Origin of the sequence: Hanstruepera ponticola, from assembly GCF_002940745.1 — a bacterium.
Lineage (GTDB): Bacteria > Bacteroidota > Bacteroidia > Flavobacteriales > Flavobacteriaceae > Hanstruepera > Hanstruepera ponticola.
Window position 1 is genome coordinate 1,090,885 of sequence record NZ_POTB01000001.1, and the last position, 21,280, is coordinate 1,112,164.

Consider the following 21,280-nt stretch of genomic DNA (forward strand, 5'->3'; position numbering starts at 1 on the left):
ATGAAATATTCGAAACTTTATTATTTTCTATTTATCATTCTCGTTTTAGGATGCAAAAAGGAAGAGACTAAAGAATTAGATAAAGCACAAATTATTGGTGAAATCGAAATTATGTTTAACGATTATCACGATGCTATTAAGCAAAATGGTTTGCCAGCTGAATTTGATTATCTTGATGATTCAGAAGATTTTTATTGGGTGCCTCCTGGTTATCAATCGACAATAAAATATGATTCAATTAAAGCAATTCTTATTCAGAATAACAAAAGTATCCAATCTATTGCTTTTGAATTTGAAACTTTAGAAATCTTTCCTTTATCATCAAAAATTGCTAACTATTCAGGTATTGTAAAAGGCGAAATGGTTGACACAGCCAATGTTACTTCCCAATTTAAAATAATAGAATCAGGTACACTTATTAAACGCACTGATGGCTGGAAATTGCTTAATGGTCAATCTAGAAGTTTAGACTAAAACTTATATTCCGATAATGAATTTGGAAATTCTTCAGGATTGGCTGCCAAGTGATAGCGTGGATCATCAATATCCTCAATAATCACTTCTCGAAACTTCGGACTAGCCTTATATAATAAAATTTTACAGTCTTCGCTTAAGTGTTTGAGTTTTATAGATTTATTTTCAGCTTCATATTTTTCAACCAAATTAAAAATAGCTTCTAATGCCGAATGGTCACTTACACGTGATTCCACAAAATCTATTTCTACGGTATCTGGGTCGTTTTTAACATCAAACTTATCGTTAAAAGCCTTTATGGAGCCAAAGAATAATGGTCCCCAAATTTCATAAACTTTAGTGCCATCATCCTTAATGCGTTTACGCGCACGAATACGCTTCGCATTTTCCCATGAAAATACCAAAGCACTGACAATAACACCTGCGATCACAGCAATGGCTAAATCGAATAAAACCGTTAAACCAGAAACTAAAATCAATACAAACAGATCAGTTTTAGGAATCTTATTCATAATTCTAAAACTTGACCAAGCAAAAGTCCCAATAACTACCATAAACATAACGCCTACTAAAGCTGCAATAGGTACTTGTTCAATAAGACCTGACGCAAATAAAATAAAGCCAAGTAAAGCTAAAGCAGCAACAATTCCAGACAATCGTGTTCGACCACCACCTTTGATGTTGATTATGGATTGCCCAATCATGGCACAACCTCCCATGCCTCCAAAAAGGCCTGTTACGATGTTTGCTCCACCTTGCGCCAGACACTCCCGATTGGTATTACCTCTTGTTTCAGTTAATTCATCAATGAGATTCAAGGTCATTAAAGATTCAATTAAACCTATAGCTGCCAATATCAACGCATAAGGACCAATAAATTTTAAGGTTTGCCAAGTAAAAGGCACTTTTTCAAATATGTCAAATTGAAATTGTGGCAAACCACCTTTTAAGCCTTCACCACCACCTTCACGAATAAAGCTACCAACAGTGGCTACATCTAAATTTCCAAAAATAACAATAGCAGATACAACTAAAATAGCTAATAAGGCTTCAGGTAGTTTTTTGGTTAATTTAGGTAAACCGAACATGATTCCCATGGTTAAAGTAACAAGACCAATCATAGTCCATAATTCAGTTCCAGATAACCACACTTCCATTCCATTTTCAACTGTCATAAACATTCCTAATTGTGATAGGAAAATCACAATAGCCAATCCATTAACAAAACCCATCATTACGGGATGTGGAATAAGACGAACAAACTTTCCAAGCTTAAAAACACCTGCTAACATTTGAATAATCCCCATAAGAATTACCGTTGCAAATAGATAATACAAGCCCAATTGCTCGCCTGCTGCTCCCATGGCATTACCTTCGGCTACCAAACTAACCATAACCACTGCCAAAGCACCTGTTGCACCACTAATCATACCTGGTCGACCACCAAATATTGACGTAATTAAGCCAATCATAAAGGCTGCATACAATCCAACTAATGGGTCTACGCCTGCCACAAAAGCAAAAGCAACTGCCTCTGGAACCAATGCTAAAGCAACGGTTAAACCAGATAAAATATCGTTTTTGGCATTGGCTGCACGCCTTCTAATAAACTCTGTCATGATGGTTGTTTTACAAGCCGCAAAAATACGGTTAATCTTAAGAAGCACAAGTTTATATTGGTTTAAATTGATTAAGTTTACTTTTTAAAATACCTATTCATGAATAGAATTTTTAGTATACTTCTTGTTTTTTTAATTTCAATAAATCTTTTGGCTCAAAGCAAAAAAGACTTCAATACCGTTTTTGAAAAGAGTAACGGAACAGAAACGGCGACCTATCAACAAACGATTTCATATTATCAGAAGTTAGCCAACACGTATCCCGAAATTAACATACAAACTATGGGCCTTACAGATTCTGGGGAACCTTTGCATGTAGTAACTTTAAACCCAGACAAGGAATTTGATTTTGATGCTGTTAGGACTAATAAAAGAATTTTACTTATTAATAATGGTATTCATCCAGGAGAAAGTGATGGTGTTGATGCCACGATGATGTTGTATCGTGATCTTGTTCAAGGGAAAATTAACATGCCGAAACATACGGTTTTGGCAACCATTCCTATTTACAATGTTGGTGGTAGTCTGAATAGAAATTCAGGAACACGTGCCAATCAAAATGGGCCAATGGAATATGGATTTAGAGGTAATGCCAGAAACTACGATTTAAATCGTGATTTTATAAAATGTGATACCAAAAATGCTAAAACCTTTGCACAAATATTTCATTTAGTTAAGCCTGATGTCTTTATAGATAACCATGTAAGCAATGGAGCCGATTACCAATATACATTAACCCACTTATTTACACAACACAACAAACTAGGCGGTTCACTAGGTAATTATTTACATTCTGAAATAATGCCACAACTAGAAAATAAGCTAACAAAAAAAGATTGGGATATCACGCCTTACGTCAACGTATTTAATCAGATTCCTGAAAAAGGTTTTAGTCAGTTTATGGATTATCCTAGATATTCAACGGGTTATACTACATTGTGGAATACTTTAGGTATGATGGTTGAAACTCATATGTTAAAGCCCTATAAACAACGTGTAGAAGGTACTTATGAACTCATGATAAGTATGATAGAAATTATTGAAGAAAATCATGATGCAATAAAAGTCAACAGACAATTGAGCTTTATGAAGTTTCAAGCCAACAATTCATATACTCTTGATTGGGAAATTGATGAAAACCAAACAAGCATCTTACAGTTTAAAGGTTTTGAAGGTGAATTTATCGAGAGTGAAATCACTGGATCACAACGCTTAAAATATGACCGCAACAAGCCTTTTACAAAAGAAGTAGTTTATAAAAATCATTTTAAACCAAAAATTGAAGTAACAGTTCCAAGAGGTTACATCATTCCACAAGGTTGGCACAATGTCATAGATTTATTGAAATTAAATAAAATTGAAATGAAACGCATTGAAAGTGACACCACCATTGTTGTTGAATCTTATAAAATTTCTAATTACGAAACACGCAAAAATGCCTACGAAGGGCATTATCCACATTACAATACCCAACTAATTCCCACAACAGAGGAAGTCGCATTTCGAAAAGGTGATTATTATATTTCTACCCATCAATATGGTAAGCGATACTTATTAGAAACTTTAGAACCCCAAGCGCCTGATTCGTTTTTTAATTGGAATTTCTTTGATACTATTTTACAACAAAAAGAAGGTTTCTCGCCGTACGTTTTTGAAGATGAGGCTCTTGATATTTTAAACAAGAACCTAGAACTAAAAACGGAATTCAATAAAAAGAAAGAAACAGATTCTGAATTTGCAAATAACTGGTATGCCCAGCTTAATTGGATTTTTGAACGCTCGGAACACTACGAAAAAGCCCATTTGCAATATCCTATATACCGAATAATTAATTAATCGTATTTTGAGTTTTCAATTGTAATTTGAATTACTTTTACATGAACTAATTTCGTTATAAATGAAACCTCAAGACATAGAAAATATTGAACTCGAGTACCTAACTTTAAATGATTATCAGGAACTTAAAGGCGCCATGCAAGAAGCCTATAAGTCCATGCCAAATTTGTATTGGAGAGAGCATCAAATAAAAACATTGATTGAAAAATTCCCTGAAGGTCAAGTCATCATTAAAGTAAATAATCAAATAGCTGGATGTGCATTATCTATTATTGTTGACTATGATAGTATTGATGATATTCATACCTATGATGATATAACTGGTAATTACACCTTTAACACGCACGATGCTAAAAAAGGTGATGCTTTGTATGGTATTGATGTCTTTATAAAACCTGAATTTAGAGGGTTACGACTTGGAAGGCGTTTATATGATTACCGAAAGGAGTTGTGTGAAAAATTAAACTTAAGAGGCATTGCTTTTGGTGGTAGAATTCCAAATTATCACAAGCATGCAGCTGAAATGACGCCAAAAGAATACATTGATAAAGTCAGACGAAAAGAAATTCACGATCCCGTACTAAATTTTCAAATTTCAAATGATTTTCATCCTGTTAGAATTTTGAAGGGCTATTTAGAAGACGACAAAGCTTCTGGCGAATATGCTGTACTATTGGAATGGGATAATATTTATTATGAAAAACCTACTAAAAAAGCGGCTACTAAAAAGAAAGTCGTGAGGTTAGGATTAATCCAATGGCAAATGCGATTGTATAAAGATATGGACGAACTTATGCAACAAGCCGAATATTTTATTGATGCTGTTGCTGCCTATCGTTCTGATTTTGCTTTGTTTCCAGAGTTTTTCAATGCGCCATTAATGGCAGAAAACAACCATTTATCAGAATCGGAAGCCATTAGAAAATTGGCTGAATTTACCCCTATAATCGTTCAGAAATTTTCTGAATTTGCAATAACTTATAATATCAATATTATTACTGGTAGTATGCCAGAGATTAAAGATGATTTACTCTATAATGCAGGTTATTTATGCAGACGTGATGGTTCAATAGACCGATATGAAAAACTTCACGTCACACCAGATGAAGCCAAAGTTTGGGGTATGCAAGGAGGCTCAGAAATTAAAGCCTTTGACACCGATTGCGGCAAAATAGGCATATTGATTTGTTATGATTCAGAATTCCCTGAATTAAGCAGGTTGTTGGCTGATGAAGGTATGGATATTCTATTTGTACCTTTTTTAACGGACACTCAAAATGGCTATTCTAGAGTTAGACATTGTGCACAAGCAAGAGCCATAGAAAACGAGTGCTACGTTGCCATTGCTGGTAGTGTTGGTAACTTACCAAAAGTACATAATATGGATATTCAGTTTGCACAATCTATGGTATTTACACCTTGTGATTTTTCATTTCCAGCCAATGGCATAAAAGCAGAAGCCACAACAAATACCGAGATGATTTTAATTGCTGATGTTGACATTGATTTGCTGCGAGAACTCAACCAATTCGGAAGTGTTAGAAATTTGAAAGACAGACGGAAAGATATTTTTGAACTTCGCAAAAAATGACTTTCATAGACTGGTTAGGTTTTATTGGTGTGTTTTTAATATTGCTTGCCTACTTTTTAAACGTATCAGGCAAACTAAAAAGCACCGATTTGCCATTTATATTACTTAATTTAATTGGAGCTGGAATAGCTTGCCTTGCCTCTATTTTACTCCATTATATACCTTTTATTCTTTTGGAAGGAGCCTGGACATTAATATCAGCGTTTACACTTTTTAAATAATTAAAAAACAACTAGTTATATAATTAATAATTATCTATTCCATTTGTAAAACGTGTCAAAAAATAACTTAATATTGCAAAAATTTTATATCGCATTTTTGCGCATTTAATGAATAAATATATTGTTGTTAATCAACCTGAAAAATGGCATTTTTCGATTGAGAACATTACCGTAATATCTTCGCAAGATTATCTTACAAATCCAAAGTACTCGCTGTTAAAAAAAGCACGAATTTTTAATTTGTGTAAAGACTATTCCTATCAATCAAAAGGTTATTATGTATCGCTTTTGGCTGAAGCTCGTGGACATATGCCAATTCCAACTGTAAAAAACATTGTGGATCTAAAAACCTTAAAACTTGTTCGTATTGTATCTGATGAATTTGATGATGTTATTCAACAAAGTCTAAAAAACATTAAATCACAGGAATTCACGTTAAGTATTTATTTTGGCCAGAATGTTGCTCAAAAATACAAGGAATTAAGCGCTCTATTTTACAAACATTTTCAAGTTCCGTTTTTAAGAGTAAAATTTAATCATACTACAAAATGGCATGTTCAAAACATTAGAGCCATTTCAGAATCCGAAATACCAGCAGAGCATTTTGAAAGTGTACATATTTTTGCGAATCAGTATTTTTCAAAAAAACGCTATGATACCCCTAAACTTGTTACTTCAGATTTCGATTTAGCCATTTTGGTAAACCCTAATGATCTTGCTCCGCCTAGTAATCAAAAAGCCCTAAAAAAATTTATTGATCTTGCAGAAAGGATGAATATTTATGCAGAAATCATTGAACCCAAAGACCTCTCACGATTATCCTCTTTTGATGCTTTGTTTATACGTCAAAGTACTGAAGTGAATAACGAAGCTTATGCCTTTGCCCGAAAAGCCCAGCAAGAAGGGATAGCTCTCGTTGATTATCCTGACGCTATTTTAAAATGTTGTAATAAAGTATATATGGCAGAAGCGTTGAAAAATGCCAATATAGATACTCCAAAAACAATTATTGTTCACAAGGACAACAGAAATCAAACTTTAGATATGGTTGGATTACCCTGTGTACTCAAAGCTCCAGATTCCACGTTTTCTTTCGGGGTAAAAAAAGCTAAAACTGAAGAGGACTTTCAGACCTTGGTATCAGAAATGCTCAAGGAATCCGATTTAATTATTGCGCAAGAATTTTGCCCATCAGATTATGATTGGCGTATTGGCATTATTGATGACAAACCCTTCTATGCCTGTAAATATTATATGGCAAAAGGACATTGGCAAATTTACAATTGGAATGCCAAGAAAAAAGATGATCAAGATGGCAATGCGGAATGCTTACCAATTGAAAAAGTGCCAAAAAAAGTACTAAATATGGCGTTAAAGTCTGCAAGACTCATGGGTAAAGGTCTTTATGGTATCGATATTAAGGTAGTAAACAACAAACCTATGGTCATTGAGATAAATGATAATCCGAATATAGATTTTGGCGTAGAAGATTTACATTATGGTGATGCTGTTTATACTGAAATTCTCTTAGCATTTAAAAACCGATTAGATTAAGATGGGCAAGAAATATCATTTATTTGAAGTTTACGGTATTGAACTTGAGTATATGTTGGTTTATAATAACTTGAAACCCGCTCCAATTGTTGATAAACTACTTACTAAAAAAAATGGCACATTAACCTCAGATATAGAAAATGGCGCGATTGCTTGGAGTAACGAATTGGTGGCACATGTTGTAGAGTTAAAAACCAATGGACCAACACCAGATCTTAATAATTTATCTGATTTATTTCATCAAAATATTTTAGAAATAAATACGCTTTTAAAGCCCTTAAACTCACAATTATTACCTACTGCTGCGCATCCTTTACTAAATCCGTTACAGGAGACAGAGCTGTGGAAGCATAGCTATAGTGAAGTTTACGAACTATACAACCGTATTTTTAATTGTAAGGGACATGGTTGGAGTAATGTTCAAAGTACGCACATCAACTTACCTTTTTATGATGACAAGGAATTTGAAAAATTACATGCTGCTATTAGAATTATTTTACCATTAATTCCGGGTTTATGTGCGAGTTCGCCTATTTTGGAAGGCAAAAAAACTGGCTTTAAAGACACGCGTTTAGAATACTATAAAACCAATCAGAAAGAAATTCCAGAATTAACGGGTTTGGTAATTCCAGAGCGCGTTTTTACGAAGGTAGATTATTATGCAACCATTTTTGAACCTATAAAAAGTGCTATTAGACCTCATGATACCAAAAAAATACTGGATCATCACTTTTTAAATTCTCGTGGCGCCATTGCACGTTTTGATAGAAACGCTGTTGAAATACGTCTAGTAGATATTCAGGAATGCCCAAAGGCCGATATTGCGATTTGTGTTTTAATCATAGAAGTCATCAAACTACTTGTAGATAAACAATTAGGTTCTTTACAGCAACAAAAAAAATGGCTAAAGCAAGAACTATTTGACATTTTAAACCCGATAATTAAGGATGCCGAAAGTTTTGTTATAGACAATATTGATTACTTGCGTTTATTCAAATTAGAAAACCCTGTATCGGTACAAAACCTATGGAAACACTTGTTTGCTCTGGCTAAACAAAACATTCACAAATCCCATCATGACACCTTGGAATTCATTTTAAATGAAGGGACATTGGCGACTCGCATTTTAAATGCAATGGAAAATAACCATACTGAACAGTATATAAAACACACCTATGCAAAACTTGCTGAATGCCTTCAGGAAAATAAGCTTTTCAAACCGTGAAACTTATTTTAACTTGTGAACATGGTGGAAACTCGATTCCAATAGAATTTTTTGAATATTTTAAAAAACATCAATCGGTATTAAACTCACACAGAGGTCTGGATATTGGAAGTTTAGATTTATTTCACTCTTTAAAACCATTATCCGATTTTTCGCTTTACAGCGAGATAAGTAGATTACTCATTGAACTAAATAGGTCGCTACATCATAACGCGTTATTTTCTGACTTTTCAAAAAATCTTTCAAAAGCAGACAAAGAAAAGCTCATTAACAGTTATTATTTAGTCTACAGAAACAACGTTGAGAATCAAATTAGAAACTATATTAACGCTAATGAACATGTTCTACATATTTCAATACACTCTTTTACGCCTATTTTAAATAATAACTTAAGAAATTGTGATATTGGCTTATTATATGATTCAAGACTTTCGTCAGAAAAACAATGGAGCAAGAATTTAAAACTAAGTATATTAAAGAGCAATCCTAATTATAATATTAGATTTAATTATCCATATTTAGGAAAAGCAGATGGTTTCACTACGTATTTAAGAAGACAATTCCCTAGCAATTACTTGGGAATTGAGCTTGAGATTAACCAAAAATTCGCTAAAGCAAACATGATGTCCTCACGAATAAAACGTGATTTGTTCTCTGCCTTATATTTAACAATAAACAAAGAACACCCCTAAAAATTGAGGTGCCCTTTTCTTAACTAAAAAATAGTTGGTTGATTAGAAATTGTTATTCTAAACAGATTTTATTGGCCGAAGGTGATGAGTTCAATACCATGGTGATTGAAGATGATTTGAATTATTTCATCAAGAAATTTACCTTGACAAAAGCAAAAAATAGAAAAGAAGCATTGGAATATTTCAAATCAAATACATATGACATTATACTAATGGATTTGCACATGCCTGTTTTAAACGGTATTGAAGCTACTATTGAAATCCGTAAATTGGAACTAAATAAAAATTCAATTCAATCAATACCTATTTTAGCTATGACGGCCAATATTGTAAAGTCCGAACTGGATAAATGTATAAATTCAGGTATGGATGCCGTTATACCAAAACCCTATAAACCCGAACAATTACTCTTAAAATTATCTGAATTTTTTCCATAAAAAAAGCCCCAATTAAGGGGCTTAAGAAAGTCATAATTTTTCTTTTTCATTATCTATTAATCAAAACTTTCTTTGAAATTGTTCTGTAATCAGATTCAAAATTAAGTATATACATACCATTCTTTAAGGCGCTTGTATTAATACTCTTTGAACCCGTGTCAAATGTCATTCCATTGCCCGATAAAACTTGTCTTCCAGTCATATCAAGTATTTTAAAACTCATTATTTCGTCATCAAACAATCGGATATTCACATTTAAATCATTGACCACGGGATTAGGAAACATTCTAATTTCAGAATGAGTATCAATAAAATCCTTTTCAAATGATTTATAACTATCATGATTATTTACATATGATGCTAAATTGGAATTATCATTTCCATTTTTATGGAAATAGTATTCTATAAAATCACAAATCCAATCGTAGGCTAAAACTAAATTTATAGCTCCAGCAACATCTAGTGATGCACAAATTTCATTTTCTGTTACTAAATTCACAACGTCAAAACCTGTAGTTACGCCAATTTCAACCACACTTAAATCAAGCGTACTTGGATCATACACTAAACTGTGAATTCTATAAAAGCCTCTATTATTAACGGTAAATTCTGGGGAAGTTGAAACATTTAATATAGTTAAAGAAAAAGCCTCCGTTAAAACAAATAATTGTTGGAAGCCGTCTGGAATAATTGCCGCTTCATCTTGAGATGCTATCAAAGTAGCAGCACCATCATTCAAGCAATTCACAGGGTTCATAGAATACATAGTTCCAGAATAAGCAACACATACATTATCCTTAACATGCACTGGAGCACCTGGTACATCTAATGATGCACAAATACCATTGTCATTTATCAAGTTCAATACATCTACTCCTGTAGTTACTCCTGGCTCTACAACACCTAAATCTAATGTCTCTGGATTGTATACCAATGTGTGAATGGTGTAATCTCCTGACTCACTTACTTCAAAGCTTGGCTCACCACCTGCATTTACTATCACTAATCCTGATCCTTGTGTTAAGACATAAACTGTGTTGTATCCAACTGGTACATTTGAGTTGCCATCTGGTGTCGCTGATAACGTAGCCATACCATTTACTAACTCTACTGAATCCATATCGGCTGTTAATGTACCTGCATCTGCCATGCATTCCATTACTGAAATTGGAGCACCTGGTACATCTAATGATGCACAAATACCATTGTCATTAATTAAGTTCAATACATCTACTCCTGTAGTTACTCCTGGCTCTACAACACCTAAATCTAATGTCTCTGGATTGTATACCAATGTGTGAATAGTGTAATTTCCTGACTCACTTACTTCAAAGCTTGGCTCACCACCTGCATTAACAATCACTAATCCTGATCCTTGTGTTAATACATAAACTGTGTTGTATCCAGCTGGAACATTTGAGTTACCATCTGGTGTGGCTGATAACGTAGCCATACCATTTACTAACTCTACTGAATCCATATCGGCTGTTAATGTACCTGCGTCTGCCATGCATTCCATTACGGAAATTGGAGCACCTGGCACATCTAATGATGCACAAATACCATTGTCATTAATCAAGTTCAATACATCTACTCCTGTAGTTACTCCTGGCTCTACAACACCTAAATCTAATGTCTCTGGATTGTATACCAATGTGTGAATGGTGTAATCTCCTGACTCACTTACTTCAAAGCTTGGCTCACCACCTGCATTAACAATCACTAATCCTGATCCTTGTGTTAAGACATAAACTGTGTTGTATTCTGCTGGTACATTTGAGTTGCCATCTGGTGTCGCTGATAACGTAGCCATACCATTTACTAACGCTACGGAATCCATATCGGCTGTTAATGTACCTGCGTTTGCAAAACAATTATTAGTAATAGTAATTGTAAACATAGCACGGTCACAGTTTCTACCCCTTCCTCTATCTCCGGCATGAATAGCAGTCATTACTTTGAACGTTCCAGTTCCTAAACTCCATGATGTGTCATCATTTGGGAATGTATATTCTTCAGAGTTGTCAATAATTGCGATTCGTTCATTCGTTTCTAAATTTTCAGCAGAAATTCGAGCGCTTTCTGAATTACCTTGAACATCTAATTTCAAATAGAAGTTCGCAGGTAATTCACTTAAATCGTACACGTTTCCATCTTCTATACTTATGGATTGAGAACCATTTGTGAATTGAACACTTTCAATTGTTCCACAATCTCTATTCAATGAAGAAATAGATTGTTGCGCATGGAATTGAAATGAAAATAAAAATAGAAACAAAAGTAGCATGGTAGTTTTGGGGATCCGAAAGGTAATGTTTTGTTTCATCTTTTAAATATTTTTGTCTAATGTTTACTGTACAAATATAGACAAAAATATATTATTTGTCTAACTTTTTATTTTTTTTATTGTACAAAATAATAAAAAAAATATGTATGCATTTGATTTTCAACAACATATGTAATTAAATAAAATTCAGATTATCAATTTATAGCTATCAGCAAAAAAAAATCCCTTCAGTGATAGGGATATGGAAGGGATTATATCAAAGATTTGATATTGGCATAGCTGTTTTTAAGCGCTTTGGTAATTTCCGATTGATTCAACCAAGCTACTTCGGTAATACCTTCGTTTTCTTCAGGCTCTAATTTGCCAGTGTAAGTTGTAGTCATCTCAAACCAATGCGTAATCTTAATTTTATATTTTCCATTACGTTTGAAAATATGATAGGTAGTTTCTAATGGTTTTACAATTTTTAAATCACGTACTTTAGTTTCCTCTTCAACCTCCCGAATAGCAGCCTCCTCAATAGTTTCTTTACCATCAACTTTACCTTTAGGAAGATCCCATTTCCCATTTCGGAAAATAAAAAGGATTTCTTCATTATTATTATAAACCTTACCTCCACCTGCTACAACATTAGGAAGCTTTTTTAAAAATTTTTTAAGGAGTTTATCTTTGTCATCATGAATAAGTCTTACTTCTTTTATTGAAGAACGGTTTAACTCTTTGATAACTTTACTAATATTTACTGATTTTAGCAGATAGTTTTTAAAACCAGATTCTTTTTCAACTTCTGTCGTTAAGATAATAGGTTTATCATTAACAAAAACTTTGTACATATGAACAATAGTTGTATTAGTGTCATGTAAAAATATCAAAATTTATATGATCACACTAGAATTAAAAAAATAATTTTAAAAACTTACATTAACTAAAAAAGTGTAATTTTGCGACTATGATTTTCAATAAACATACCGCCAGAAAAACCGCAGAAGTTTTACTTCAAATTAATGCAATTAAACTTCAACCAAAAGATCCTTTTACATGGGCTTCAGGTTGGAAATCCCCTATATATTGTGATAATCGTATAGTATTATCTTACCCACATATACGTAATTACATACGTGAAACTATGGCCAAACAAATTGAAAAACAATATGGACGACCAGATGTAATTGCAGGCGTTGCAACAGGTGCTATTGGTATAGGCATGTTGGTTGCTGAGTATTTAGGTTTACCCTTTATTTATGTTAGACCTGAAGCCAAAAGTCATGGTCGTAAAAACCAAATAGAAGGACATCTGGAAAGCGGTCAAAATGTAGTGGTTGTTGAAGATTTGATAAGTACCGGAAAAAGTAGTTTGAATGCCGTTAAGGCCATAAAAGCCAATAAAGGTGTCGTTAAAGGTATGGTTGCTATTTTTTCGTATGATTTTCAAGTTGCAAAGGATAACTTTGAAAAAGAAAATGTGCACCTTCTAACTTTGAGTGATTATGAATCACTTTTAGAGCAAGCACTTCATACAAATTATATTTCCAGCAAAGAGCAAGACATTTTAACATCTTGGAACGCCAATCCTTCAGAATGGAATGCTAATTGATATCTTCTTTACAGAAAAATAAAAAAACCATGAATTTAGAATCTCCAAAAACAATCGTAAATAAATCACCACAAGAGGTATTCAATTTTCTCTCCGATGTTAAGAACTTTGAAAAACTCATGCCTGAAAACATTAGTAAATTTGAAGTTTTAGATGAGGATAAATTTCTTTTTGCTTTGAAAGGTATGCCTGAAATTATCTTAAAGAAAAAAGAAGCTACATCTCCAAATAAAATTGTACTTGGAGCTGCAGGTGGAAAAATTGATTTTTCGTTGGTAGGTAACATTACTGAAATAGATTCAGATAAAAGTGAGGTTCAATTGGTATTTAATGGTGATTTTAATCCCATGATGGCCATGATGATAAAGGGACCTATTACAAAATTTATTGAAACCCTTTCAACCAATATACCTAGCTCTATTTAATAAAGGAGTGTAATTTCCTTTAGATTAAATTCTGCTAAAACATTATCTTCTAACAACAATTGCAAGCATCCTGAATCTGTCACCTGCTTAATGTAGCCTGAAAAGAGATTTCCTTCAGTATCACTAAAAGTTGAGGGTTTATCTTTTCTGAATAAATGAGACTCATATTCAGTTTTCAATTTATCGAAAGCTTTGGCTTTAAGAATTTTAAAATAATGCTTGATATTTGTAATAAGTCCAAATAGCACCTCATTGATATCATAATGCTGTCCACTTAACAACTTTAAAGATGATGCTCTGGGTAAATTATCAAATTGTGTTTGATTAACATTTAATCCAATTCCAATTATTGTGGCTCTTAATAGATCTTGTTTGACTACATTTTCGATAAGAACACCGCACAACTTCTTATCTTCTGACAAAATGTCGTTCGGCCATTTTATACTTAATTTTGTAATTGAAAATTGCTGAAGAGTCTTAATTATGGCTAGAGAAACAACCATACTGATATAAAAATGAGATTTTAATTCAAGAAAAGAAACATCTTTAAACATACTAACCATAAGGTTTTTACCTGATTCTGATTCCCAATTAGTCCCAACTTGTCCCCTACCTTTTGTTTGATAATCACTCATTACAATGGTATAATCCTTCAACGGTTTTGTACTACTCAATTGCCGTAAATATGAATTGGTGGAATCAATGGCATCAAGTTTGATTATATGCATTCTGGTGGCGTAATTTTAAGAGGCTAAAATCTTATGATTTTTTTACACTATAAAGAACTAAAAAATAATAACTTTGCACAAATTAAATCAAGTTAATGGCGAAAAAACATTCTAATGCAGACCAATTAATAACTTCTATATTAGGCGGAATTGAAGATGTAAAAGGAAAGGAAATAAACATTCTAGATTTACGGGAAATTGAGAATACAGTTTGTGACTACTTCATTATTTGTGAAGGTACGTCCAACACCCAAGTAAATGCCATTGTTAATTCCATACAAAAAAAAGTAAGCAAAGAGTTAAAGGATAAGCCTTGGCATATTGAAGGAGAAGATAATGCCGAATGGGTACTCATGGATTATGTCAACATTGTTGTTCACGTTTTTCAAAAACATATTCGTGAATACTACGACATTGAAAGCCTTTGGGGCGATGCCAAGACAACTGTAATTGAAACAAACTATTAAAGAAATTAATGACAGATAATAAGAAATCAAATAATAAGAAACCTAAATTCAGTCCCTATTGGATTTATGCTGGAATCATAGCTATCTTTTTAGTTGTAAATATTCTAGGTGGTAGTAGCTTTAATGAAACCAATCCTACCACACCTTCTCAATTTATGAGTTATTTAAGAGATGGTGATATTGAGAAAGTTGAAATCGTAAATAGACGCGAAGCTAAAGTTTACTTAACAAAGGAAGCTGAACAAAAGGATATACACAAAAAATCTAAACCAACTACATTTTTACCAACTGCAAGCCAATTACCAAATTACAAGTTTGAATTTGGTGATCTTCAGAATTTTGAAGATGATATGGCTCAAATAGTAAATTCGGAAAATTTAGATCCCAAACCTAAAATAGAATACAAAACAGAACAAAATCTTTGGGGTGACTTTTTAATTGGTTTGCTTCCATTTATTTTACTAATTGGTGTTTGGATTTTTATCATGAGACGCATGTCTGGTGGTGGTGGTGGTGGCGCTGGTGGACAGATTTTTAATATTGGAAAATCAAAAGCCAAACTATTTGATCAAAACACCGAAGTTAAAACCTCTTTTAAAGATGTTGCAGGTTTGGAAGGTGCAAAAGAAGAGGTTCAAGAAATTGTTGACTTTTTAAAGAATCCTGAAAAATACACCTCATTAGGAGGTAAGATACCAAAAGGAGCCCTACTAGTAGGCCCTCCAGGTACAGGTAAAACACTTTTAGCTAAAGCCGTTGCAGGTGAAGCCAAAGTACCTTTCTTTTCATTATCTGGTTCTGATTTTGTTGAAATGTTTGTTGGTGTTGGAGCGTCCCGAGTACGTGACTTATTTAAACAAGCTAAAGAAAAATCACCAGCTATTATATTTATTGACGAGATTGATGCCATTGGTCGTGCCAGAGGAAAAAATGCTATGTCAGGTAGTAATGATGAACGTGAAAACACGCTCAATCAACTTCTAACTGAAATGGATGGTTTTGGAACCAATACTAACGTCATTGTATTGGCGGCAACTAACCGAGCTGACATTCTAGATAAAGCCTTGATGCGTGCTGGTCGTTTTGACAGACAAATTTTTGTTGACCTTCCAGATGTAAGAGAGCGTAAAGAAATTTTTGAAGTTCACTTGAGACCTCTTAAAAAATCTAAAAATTTAGATATTGATTTTCTATCTAAACAAACACCTGGGTTTTCTGGTGCCGACATTGCAAATGTTTGTAATGAAGCTGCTTTGATTGCTGCTAGACAAGGCAAAAAGGAAGTTGATAAGCAAGATTTTTTAGATGCTGTTGATAGAATTGTTGGTGGACTTGAAAAGAAGAATAAGATAATTACTCCTGACGAGAAAAAGGCTGTTGCTTATCATGAAGCTGGTCATGCAACCGTTAGCTGGATGCTTGAGCACGCTGCTCCACTTGTAAAAGTAACTATTGTACCAAGAGGAAGATCCCTTGGTGCTGCTTGGTACTTGCCAGAAGAGCGTCTTATTGTAAGACCAGAACAAATGCTAGATGAAATGTGTGCTGCTTTAGGTGGTCGTGCTGCTGAAAAAGTGATATTCAATAAAATTTCAACAGGAGCTTTAAGTGACTTGGAAAAAGTGACTAAACAAGCACGAGCTATGGTAACTATCTATGGATTGAGTAATAAGGTTGGAAACCTTACCTATTATGATTCATCTGGTCAAAGTGAATATGGTTTTACAAAACCCTACAGCGAAAAAACAGCTGAACTTATTGACAAAGAAATTTCAGATATTATTGAAGAACAATATCAACGTGCTGTTAATCTGTTAGAAGCCAATAAAGATAAACTAACCCAGCTAGCAGAAGTACTGCTTGAAAAAGAAGTTATTTTTAAAGACAATCTTGAAAAAATATTCGGAGAGCGTCTATTTAAAACCAACGAGGTTATTGCAAAGCAAATCGATGTTGTAAAGGACGAAGAAGAATAATATCTTTTTTTCTGTTAACATTAACTAAAAATCTTAAATTAACCCAATGGTTCGTTTAAGATTTTTTATATTTGAAAAACACCTAAATCACACAGATTAATAGCAGTTAACACATGAGTCTGTTTAGAAAAATTTTTGGTTCCAAATCTGAAGGCAAAGAGGAAGAATTAAAATCAGAAGATAGAGGCAAATACATGCCAGAGGTAAAGCTACCAATAGACGAAAGGTTTACTATAAACTTTAAGGCTAATGGCGGTAAATTTCTCTATTGTGAAAATTTAAGCGAAATTTTTGAGAGTTTTGAAAACATACTTATTGAAAATGATTGGCAGGATAAAAATGGATTTATTTTAGATAAAAACCTTAAAGACCGTTTTAGTGATATTGATATGACTAAAACCCAATCAGTTTCTGATGCCATGTATTTTTTAACAACTTGTGAGAATCTTATTGCTGATGATGGATCACTGTTAATTTCGTCAAATCAAATTGCTGAAAAAAAGCTAAAGGAATTTCCAGATAATTTTATTGTCTTTGCCACAACCAGTCAAATTACTGCCAATATTGGCGAGGGACTTCGTGGTATCAAATCAAAAAACAGAAAAAAAATACCTACAAATATTACCACTATCAAACATTTTAAATCGGTTGAAGAAAAAGATTTCATGACCTATGGTAGTAGTTCCAAAAATTTATACTTGCTTCTATTAGAAGATTTATAAAATGAAAGAGATTTTAACACGCTCATTTACTGGTTTACTATACATTTCCCTGTTAATGGTTTCTTTGTTAAACCAACATGCCTTAATCATATTGTTCTATGTTTTTGGTTTAATATGTCTGGCAGAGTTTAAAAAACTTATTGGTTATAAATCTATAATTCCCTTTATAATATTTACCGTACTATATATAGTGTTTGGTTATTGGCAGTTTTTCATGAACTCCAACAACGGCCTGGACGAAGCCACTCGTATCTTACAGGTTATCACCATTTTTGTGCAACTCTTTTTAATTAAAGACTTGTTTACTGAAAAAACTATACCCTTATTTATCTCAAAACGCTTTATTATAACTACCTTTTACTTATCCAGTAGTTTTGTGTTTTTAATACTGATAGCTAATCCCAAACACACCTTTGAACCATTGGTACTTCTTGGGTCCTTCATATTAGTTTGGACCAATGATACCTTTGCATTTTTGGTTGGTAAAAACTTTGGGAAACAAAAACTATTCTCCAAAATATCACCCAAAAAAACAGTTGAAGGATTTTTAGGCGGTTTATTTTTTGCTTGTGTAGCAAGTTATTTTATTGCTACCTTTACAAAAACTTTGAATTTTAATCACTGGCTTATTTTGGCTATTATTATCAGTGTTTTTGGTACGCTTGGAGATTTAATTGAATCTAAATTTAAACGCCAAGCAAATGTAAAAGATAGTGGCATTATCATGCCAGGTCATGGCGGATTACTTGACCGTTTAGACAGCATCATATTTGCCTCACCATTTATTTATTTGTTTCTACAAATTATATAGTATGTTTCATAAAGAAGGTCATAAAATCATTTTAATCACACTCATTTTTGTAGTGGGCTTATTCTTGCTTACAGATAGTTTTAATCTGGCCTATTGGCTAAAAACACTTATAATGGTTATATTATTGGTGTTTTTAATATTGATATTACAATTTTTTAGAAACCCTAAACGATTTATTCATATCAATGACGACAATGTCGTATCACCTGTTGACGGAAAGGTTGTTGTGATAGAAGAAGTTTTTGAAAAAGAATATTTTCAGGATAAATGTATTCAGGTTAGTGTCTTTATGTCACCTATTAATGTGCATGTGACGCGTTATCCTGTGGGAGGAAAAGTATTATACAGTAAATATCATCCTGGAAAATATTTAGTAGCTTGGCATCCTAAAGCCAGTGAAGAAAATGAACGCACAACTGTTGTCATAGAAAACCATAGCTTTGGCAAAGTATTATACAGGCAAATTGCAGGTGCTTTAGCAAAACGGATAGTGAACTATGCTAAAGAAGGTGAAAACATCATCCAAGGTGCGGATTCCGGTTTTATTAAATTTGGGTCAAGAGTAGATTTATTTTTACCTTTAGACTCCAAAATCAAAGTAACATTGAACGAAAAAGTTCGTGGTGGTGAAAGTATTATAGCAGAAAAATGACTTCCGAAGAATTAAATATTGCATTTAACGAAGCCGTTGAAAGAATTAATGCGCATAAAGAGCCATTTCCTGCAGATTTTCTTTTGAGACTTTATGCTTATTACAAAAAAGCCACTAATAACTACGGAAGACCAAGTAGTAGAAAGCCAATAATAAATGCTTTCAAAACCAATGCACTATTTCAGGTTCAAGACATCACTCAAGATGAAGCCAAACAAACTTACATTGATCTAGTTAATAATTATTTTCTGTATAGAAAGTAATTTATCTAATTATCAAGCACAAACTCTAAAGGCTTTCCTATAGATCCATTTGGGAAACTGATTTCCAACAACGCTGAAATAGTGGGTGCAATATCAACAATTTCAGTACGGGTTATTGTACTGCCATTTTGAATTCCCTTGCCAAAAAATAGCAGTGGCACATGAGTATCATAATTTAAACCGGTATGGTGATCAGTTCCAGTTCTATTCCAAGGAGTATCCTTAAATACGGCTGGTTCGTAAACAAACAATATATCGCCCGATCGCTTTTGATTATGACCGTTTCTTAATAAACTTTCTAAATAGCCATCAGGTCCTTCAAAATGATTGAGTTCAGAAGTAATATAAACCTTATCAATAAGATTATAACTCAATAACTTTTTGGCTAGTTCTGCTTTCACATCTTGTAAATTAAGATTGACTGCCTCAAGTTTCTCATGATCTAAAAACAGCTGATTATTAGTTCTGCTTAAAATCACATTATCTAAATTGTATTTCTGCAACAAATAATCATTCAACTCCTTTCGCATGCTACTTTCATCAAAAAGCCCTGAAGGTATTTTATTCGATTTCAAATAACTAGGCACATTAGGAGCAGCGTGGTCAGAAGTTAAAAAAACCGTATACTCGCCTACCCCAACTTGCTCATCTAGTACTAAAAACAAACGCTCCAAATCCAAATCCAATCGTAAATAGGTGTCCTCAACCTCAACTGAATTAGGTCCAAAATCATGTCCGACCTTATCGGTACTTGAATAGCTTATAGTCAAAACATCTGTAATGCCATCTTTTCCGAGTTCTTCAGCTTTAATGGCCTCAATTGCAAAATCTGTAGTTAAACTATTTCCAAAAGGTGATTCAGTTATAATTTTAAAATTACCATTTTGAGTTTTTAAAAGTTCTAAATCATAAGGAAATGTAGCAGTTTCTTTGCCTTTAAACAGTCTTTCGAATGTGTTTAAATCACTGCCACTTTCATTGTAAGTTGTAATATCATATAAGGTATTCCATACCTTAAAATAAGATTCAGTAATATCCGATTTATTAAAATCATCGACCCATTTGGGTAATGTGTTCATATAAAATGTACTACTTATCCAATTACCATTACCGTTATGATCATAATCAAGCCAATAGGCTGCATTAGCCGTGTGACCAGCAGGCAATATTGCGCCACGATGCTTAATAGAAATCCCAATAGTCTTTCCACGCAATTGCGTAAATAATCTATTCTCATCAGCAAATGTAGTATTCAATAATCTTGCAGGTGATTTTTTTCCATCATTACTTGAAGTACCTAACGCATCTACTGTATCATCCTGAACACAATTAACCTGGGTATTTAAATTTTTATCAAACCAATTATTACCAATAATACCATGGTATTTAGGTGTTGTCCCAGTGAAAATTGTTGCATGGCCAGGGCCTGTCTTGGTTGGTATGTAATTGAAATGATTGTTTTTACAGTTGTAACCTTCACGCATCATTCTTTTAAAACCACCTTCACCATATCTGTTTGCAAATCGAGTTAGGTAATCATAACGCATCTGATCAACCACAATTCCAACAACTAATTTTGGTTTTGAATTTTCATTTTCTTCATTTTGAGCTTTATTATTTAAATTTTGCGCTTTGCAGAAAAAAAATAATGCTCCAAAAAATAACAACAAATAGGTTTTTTTCATTTCTACTAATCAATTAAAAGC

General features: G+C 33.2%; 21 protein-coding genes. 16 read left to right on the forward strand and 5 right to left on the reverse strand.

Annotation, left to right across the window (positions count from 1 at the left end; all coding sequences use genetic code 11):
• Window positions 1–474 (forward strand): hypothetical protein, encoded by a 474-nt coding sequence (locus C1S72_RS05000; RefSeq protein WP_104734544.1) that lies wholly within the window; start codon window positions 1–3, stop codon window positions 472–474.
• Here C1S72_RS05000 and C1S72_RS05005 read toward each other — a convergent pair.
• Window positions 471–2,093: a SulP family inorganic anion transporter gene (locus C1S72_RS05005; protein ID WP_104734545.1), complete on the reverse strand. Its 1,623-nt coding sequence runs from the start codon at window positions 2,091–2,093 to the stop codon at window positions 471–473. The genes C1S72_RS05000 and C1S72_RS05005 overlap by 4 nt on opposite strands.
• 99 nt (window positions 2,094–2,192) lie before the next feature.
• On the opposite strand from C1S72_RS05005, the gene C1S72_RS05010 reads away from it, so the two are divergent.
• The 7 genes from C1S72_RS05010 to C1S72_RS05040 all read left to right on the forward strand — a co-directional run bounded on the left by C1S72_RS05010 (window position 2,193) and on the right by C1S72_RS05040 (window position 9,649).
• The gene (locus C1S72_RS05010; RefSeq protein ID WP_104734546.1) at window positions 2,193–3,929 is read left to right on the forward strand and encodes a M14 family metallopeptidase; all 1,737 of its coding nucleotides are present in this window, start codon (window positions 2,193–2,195) and stop codon (window positions 3,927–3,929) included.
• Between the two features lie 61 nt (window positions 3,930–3,990).
• On the forward strand, window positions 3,991–5,520 hold the full coding sequence (locus tag C1S72_RS05015; RefSeq protein WP_104734547.1) for a carbon-nitrogen hydrolase family protein: 1,530 nt from the start codon (window positions 3,991–3,993) through the stop codon (window positions 5,518–5,520).
• Window positions 5,517–5,741, forward strand: a complete 225-nt coding sequence (locus tag C1S72_RS05020; protein ID WP_104734548.1) for a CBU_0592 family membrane protein — start codon at window positions 5,517–5,519, stop codon at window positions 5,739–5,741. The genes C1S72_RS05015 and C1S72_RS05020 overlap by 4 nt, the downstream gene beginning before the upstream one ends.
• Before the next feature lie 108 nt (window positions 5,742–5,849).
• On the forward strand, window positions 5,850–7,295 hold the full coding sequence (locus tag C1S72_RS05025; RefSeq protein ID WP_104734549.1) for a RimK family protein: 1,446 nt from the start codon (window positions 5,850–5,852) through the stop codon (window positions 7,293–7,295).
• Window position 7,296: 1 nt separating this feature from the next.
• Entirely contained in the window at window positions 7,297–8,520 is a 1,224-nt protein-coding gene (locus C1S72_RS05030; RefSeq protein ID WP_104734550.1) for a glutamate-cysteine ligase family protein, read from the forward strand.
• A complete protein-coding gene (locus tag C1S72_RS05035) occupies window positions 8,517–9,212 on the forward strand; it encodes an N-formylglutamate amidohydrolase (protein ID WP_104734551.1) in 696 nt (231 codons plus the stop codon). Before C1S72_RS05030 ends, C1S72_RS05035 begins: the two co-directional genes overlap by 4 nt.
• 38 nt (window positions 9,213–9,250) lie before the next feature.
• Window positions 9,251–9,649: a response regulator gene (locus C1S72_RS05040; protein ID WP_162919931.1), complete on the forward strand. Its 399-nt coding sequence runs from the start codon at window positions 9,251–9,253 to the stop codon at window positions 9,647–9,649.
• A gap of 49 nt (window positions 9,650–9,698) precedes the next feature.
• On the opposite strand, the gene C1S72_RS05045 is transcribed toward C1S72_RS05040, so the two are convergent.
• The gene (locus tag C1S72_RS05045) at window positions 9,699–11,975 is read right to left on the reverse strand and encodes a T9SS type A sorting domain-containing protein (protein WP_104734553.1); all 2,277 of its coding nucleotides are present in this window, start codon (window positions 11,973–11,975) and stop codon (window positions 9,699–9,701) included.
• Window positions 11,976–12,187: 212 nt separating this feature from the next.
• Window positions 12,188–12,769 (reverse strand): NUDIX hydrolase, encoded by a 582-nt coding sequence (locus tag C1S72_RS05050; RefSeq protein WP_104734554.1) that lies wholly within the window; start codon window positions 12,767–12,769, stop codon window positions 12,188–12,190.
• Between the two features lie 116 nt (window positions 12,770–12,885).
• Here C1S72_RS05050 and pyrE point away from each other — a divergent pair, with 116 nt between their 5' ends.
• Both pyrE and C1S72_RS05060 read left to right on the forward strand, forming a co-directional pair.
• A complete protein-coding gene (gene pyrE / locus C1S72_RS05055; protein ID WP_104734555.1) occupies window positions 12,886–13,530 on the forward strand; it encodes an orotate phosphoribosyltransferase in 645 nt (214 codons plus the stop codon).
• 29 nt (window positions 13,531–13,559) lie between these two features.
• Window positions 13,560–13,955, forward strand: a complete 396-nt coding sequence (locus C1S72_RS05060) for an SRPBCC family protein (protein ID WP_104734556.1) — start codon at window positions 13,560–13,562, stop codon at window positions 13,953–13,955.
• Here C1S72_RS05060 and C1S72_RS05065 read toward each other — a convergent pair.
• On the reverse strand, window positions 13,952–14,683 hold the full coding sequence (locus tag C1S72_RS05065; protein WP_104734557.1) for a biotin--[acetyl-CoA-carboxylase] ligase: 732 nt from the start codon (window positions 14,681–14,683) through the stop codon (window positions 13,952–13,954). The genes C1S72_RS05060 and C1S72_RS05065 overlap by 4 nt on opposite strands.
• A gap of 95 nt (window positions 14,684–14,778) precedes the next feature.
• On the opposite strand from C1S72_RS05065, the gene rsfS reads away from it, so the two are divergent.
• The 6 genes from rsfS (at window position 14,779) to C1S72_RS05095 (ending at window position 19,574) form a co-directional block, all read left to right on the forward strand.
• The gene (gene rsfS, locus C1S72_RS05070) at window positions 14,779–15,150 is read left to right on the forward strand and encodes a ribosome silencing factor (RefSeq protein WP_104734558.1); all 372 of its coding nucleotides are present in this window, start codon (window positions 14,779–14,781) and stop codon (window positions 15,148–15,150) included.
• A gap of 8 nt (window positions 15,151–15,158) precedes the next feature.
• On the forward strand, window positions 15,159–17,126 hold the full coding sequence (gene ftsH, locus C1S72_RS05075) for an ATP-dependent zinc metalloprotease FtsH (protein WP_104734559.1): 1,968 nt from the start codon (window positions 15,159–15,161) through the stop codon (window positions 17,124–17,126).
• 113 nt (window positions 17,127–17,239) lie between these two features.
• The gene (locus tag C1S72_RS05080) at window positions 17,240–17,848 is read left to right on the forward strand and encodes an LUD domain-containing protein (RefSeq protein WP_104734560.1); all 609 of its coding nucleotides are present in this window, start codon (window positions 17,240–17,242) and stop codon (window positions 17,846–17,848) included.
• A gap of 1 nt (window position 17,849) precedes the next feature.
• Window positions 17,850–18,659: a phosphatidate cytidylyltransferase gene (locus C1S72_RS05085; protein ID WP_104734561.1), complete on the forward strand. Its 810-nt coding sequence runs from the start codon at window positions 17,850–17,852 to the stop codon at window positions 18,657–18,659.
• Window position 18,660: 1 nt separating this feature from the next.
• Window positions 18,661–19,311: a phosphatidylserine decarboxylase family protein gene (locus C1S72_RS05090; RefSeq protein WP_104734562.1), complete on the forward strand. Its 651-nt coding sequence runs from the start codon at window positions 18,661–18,663 to the stop codon at window positions 19,309–19,311.
• Window positions 19,308–19,574: an acyl-CoA-binding protein gene (locus tag C1S72_RS05095; protein ID WP_104734563.1), complete on the forward strand. Its 267-nt coding sequence runs from the start codon at window positions 19,308–19,310 to the stop codon at window positions 19,572–19,574. Before C1S72_RS05090 ends, C1S72_RS05095 begins: the two co-directional genes overlap by 4 nt.
• Window positions 19,575–19,579: 5 nt before the next feature.
• Here the strand turns inward: C1S72_RS05095 and pafA are convergent, their stop codons facing one another.
• Window positions 19,580–21,259 carry an alkaline phosphatase PafA gene (gene pafA / locus C1S72_RS05100; RefSeq protein WP_104734564.1) on the reverse strand — a complete coding sequence of 560 codons (1,680 nt, stop codon included), beginning with the start codon at window positions 21,257–21,259 and terminating at the stop codon, window positions 19,580–19,582.
• Window positions 21,260–21,280: the final 21 nt, after the last annotated feature.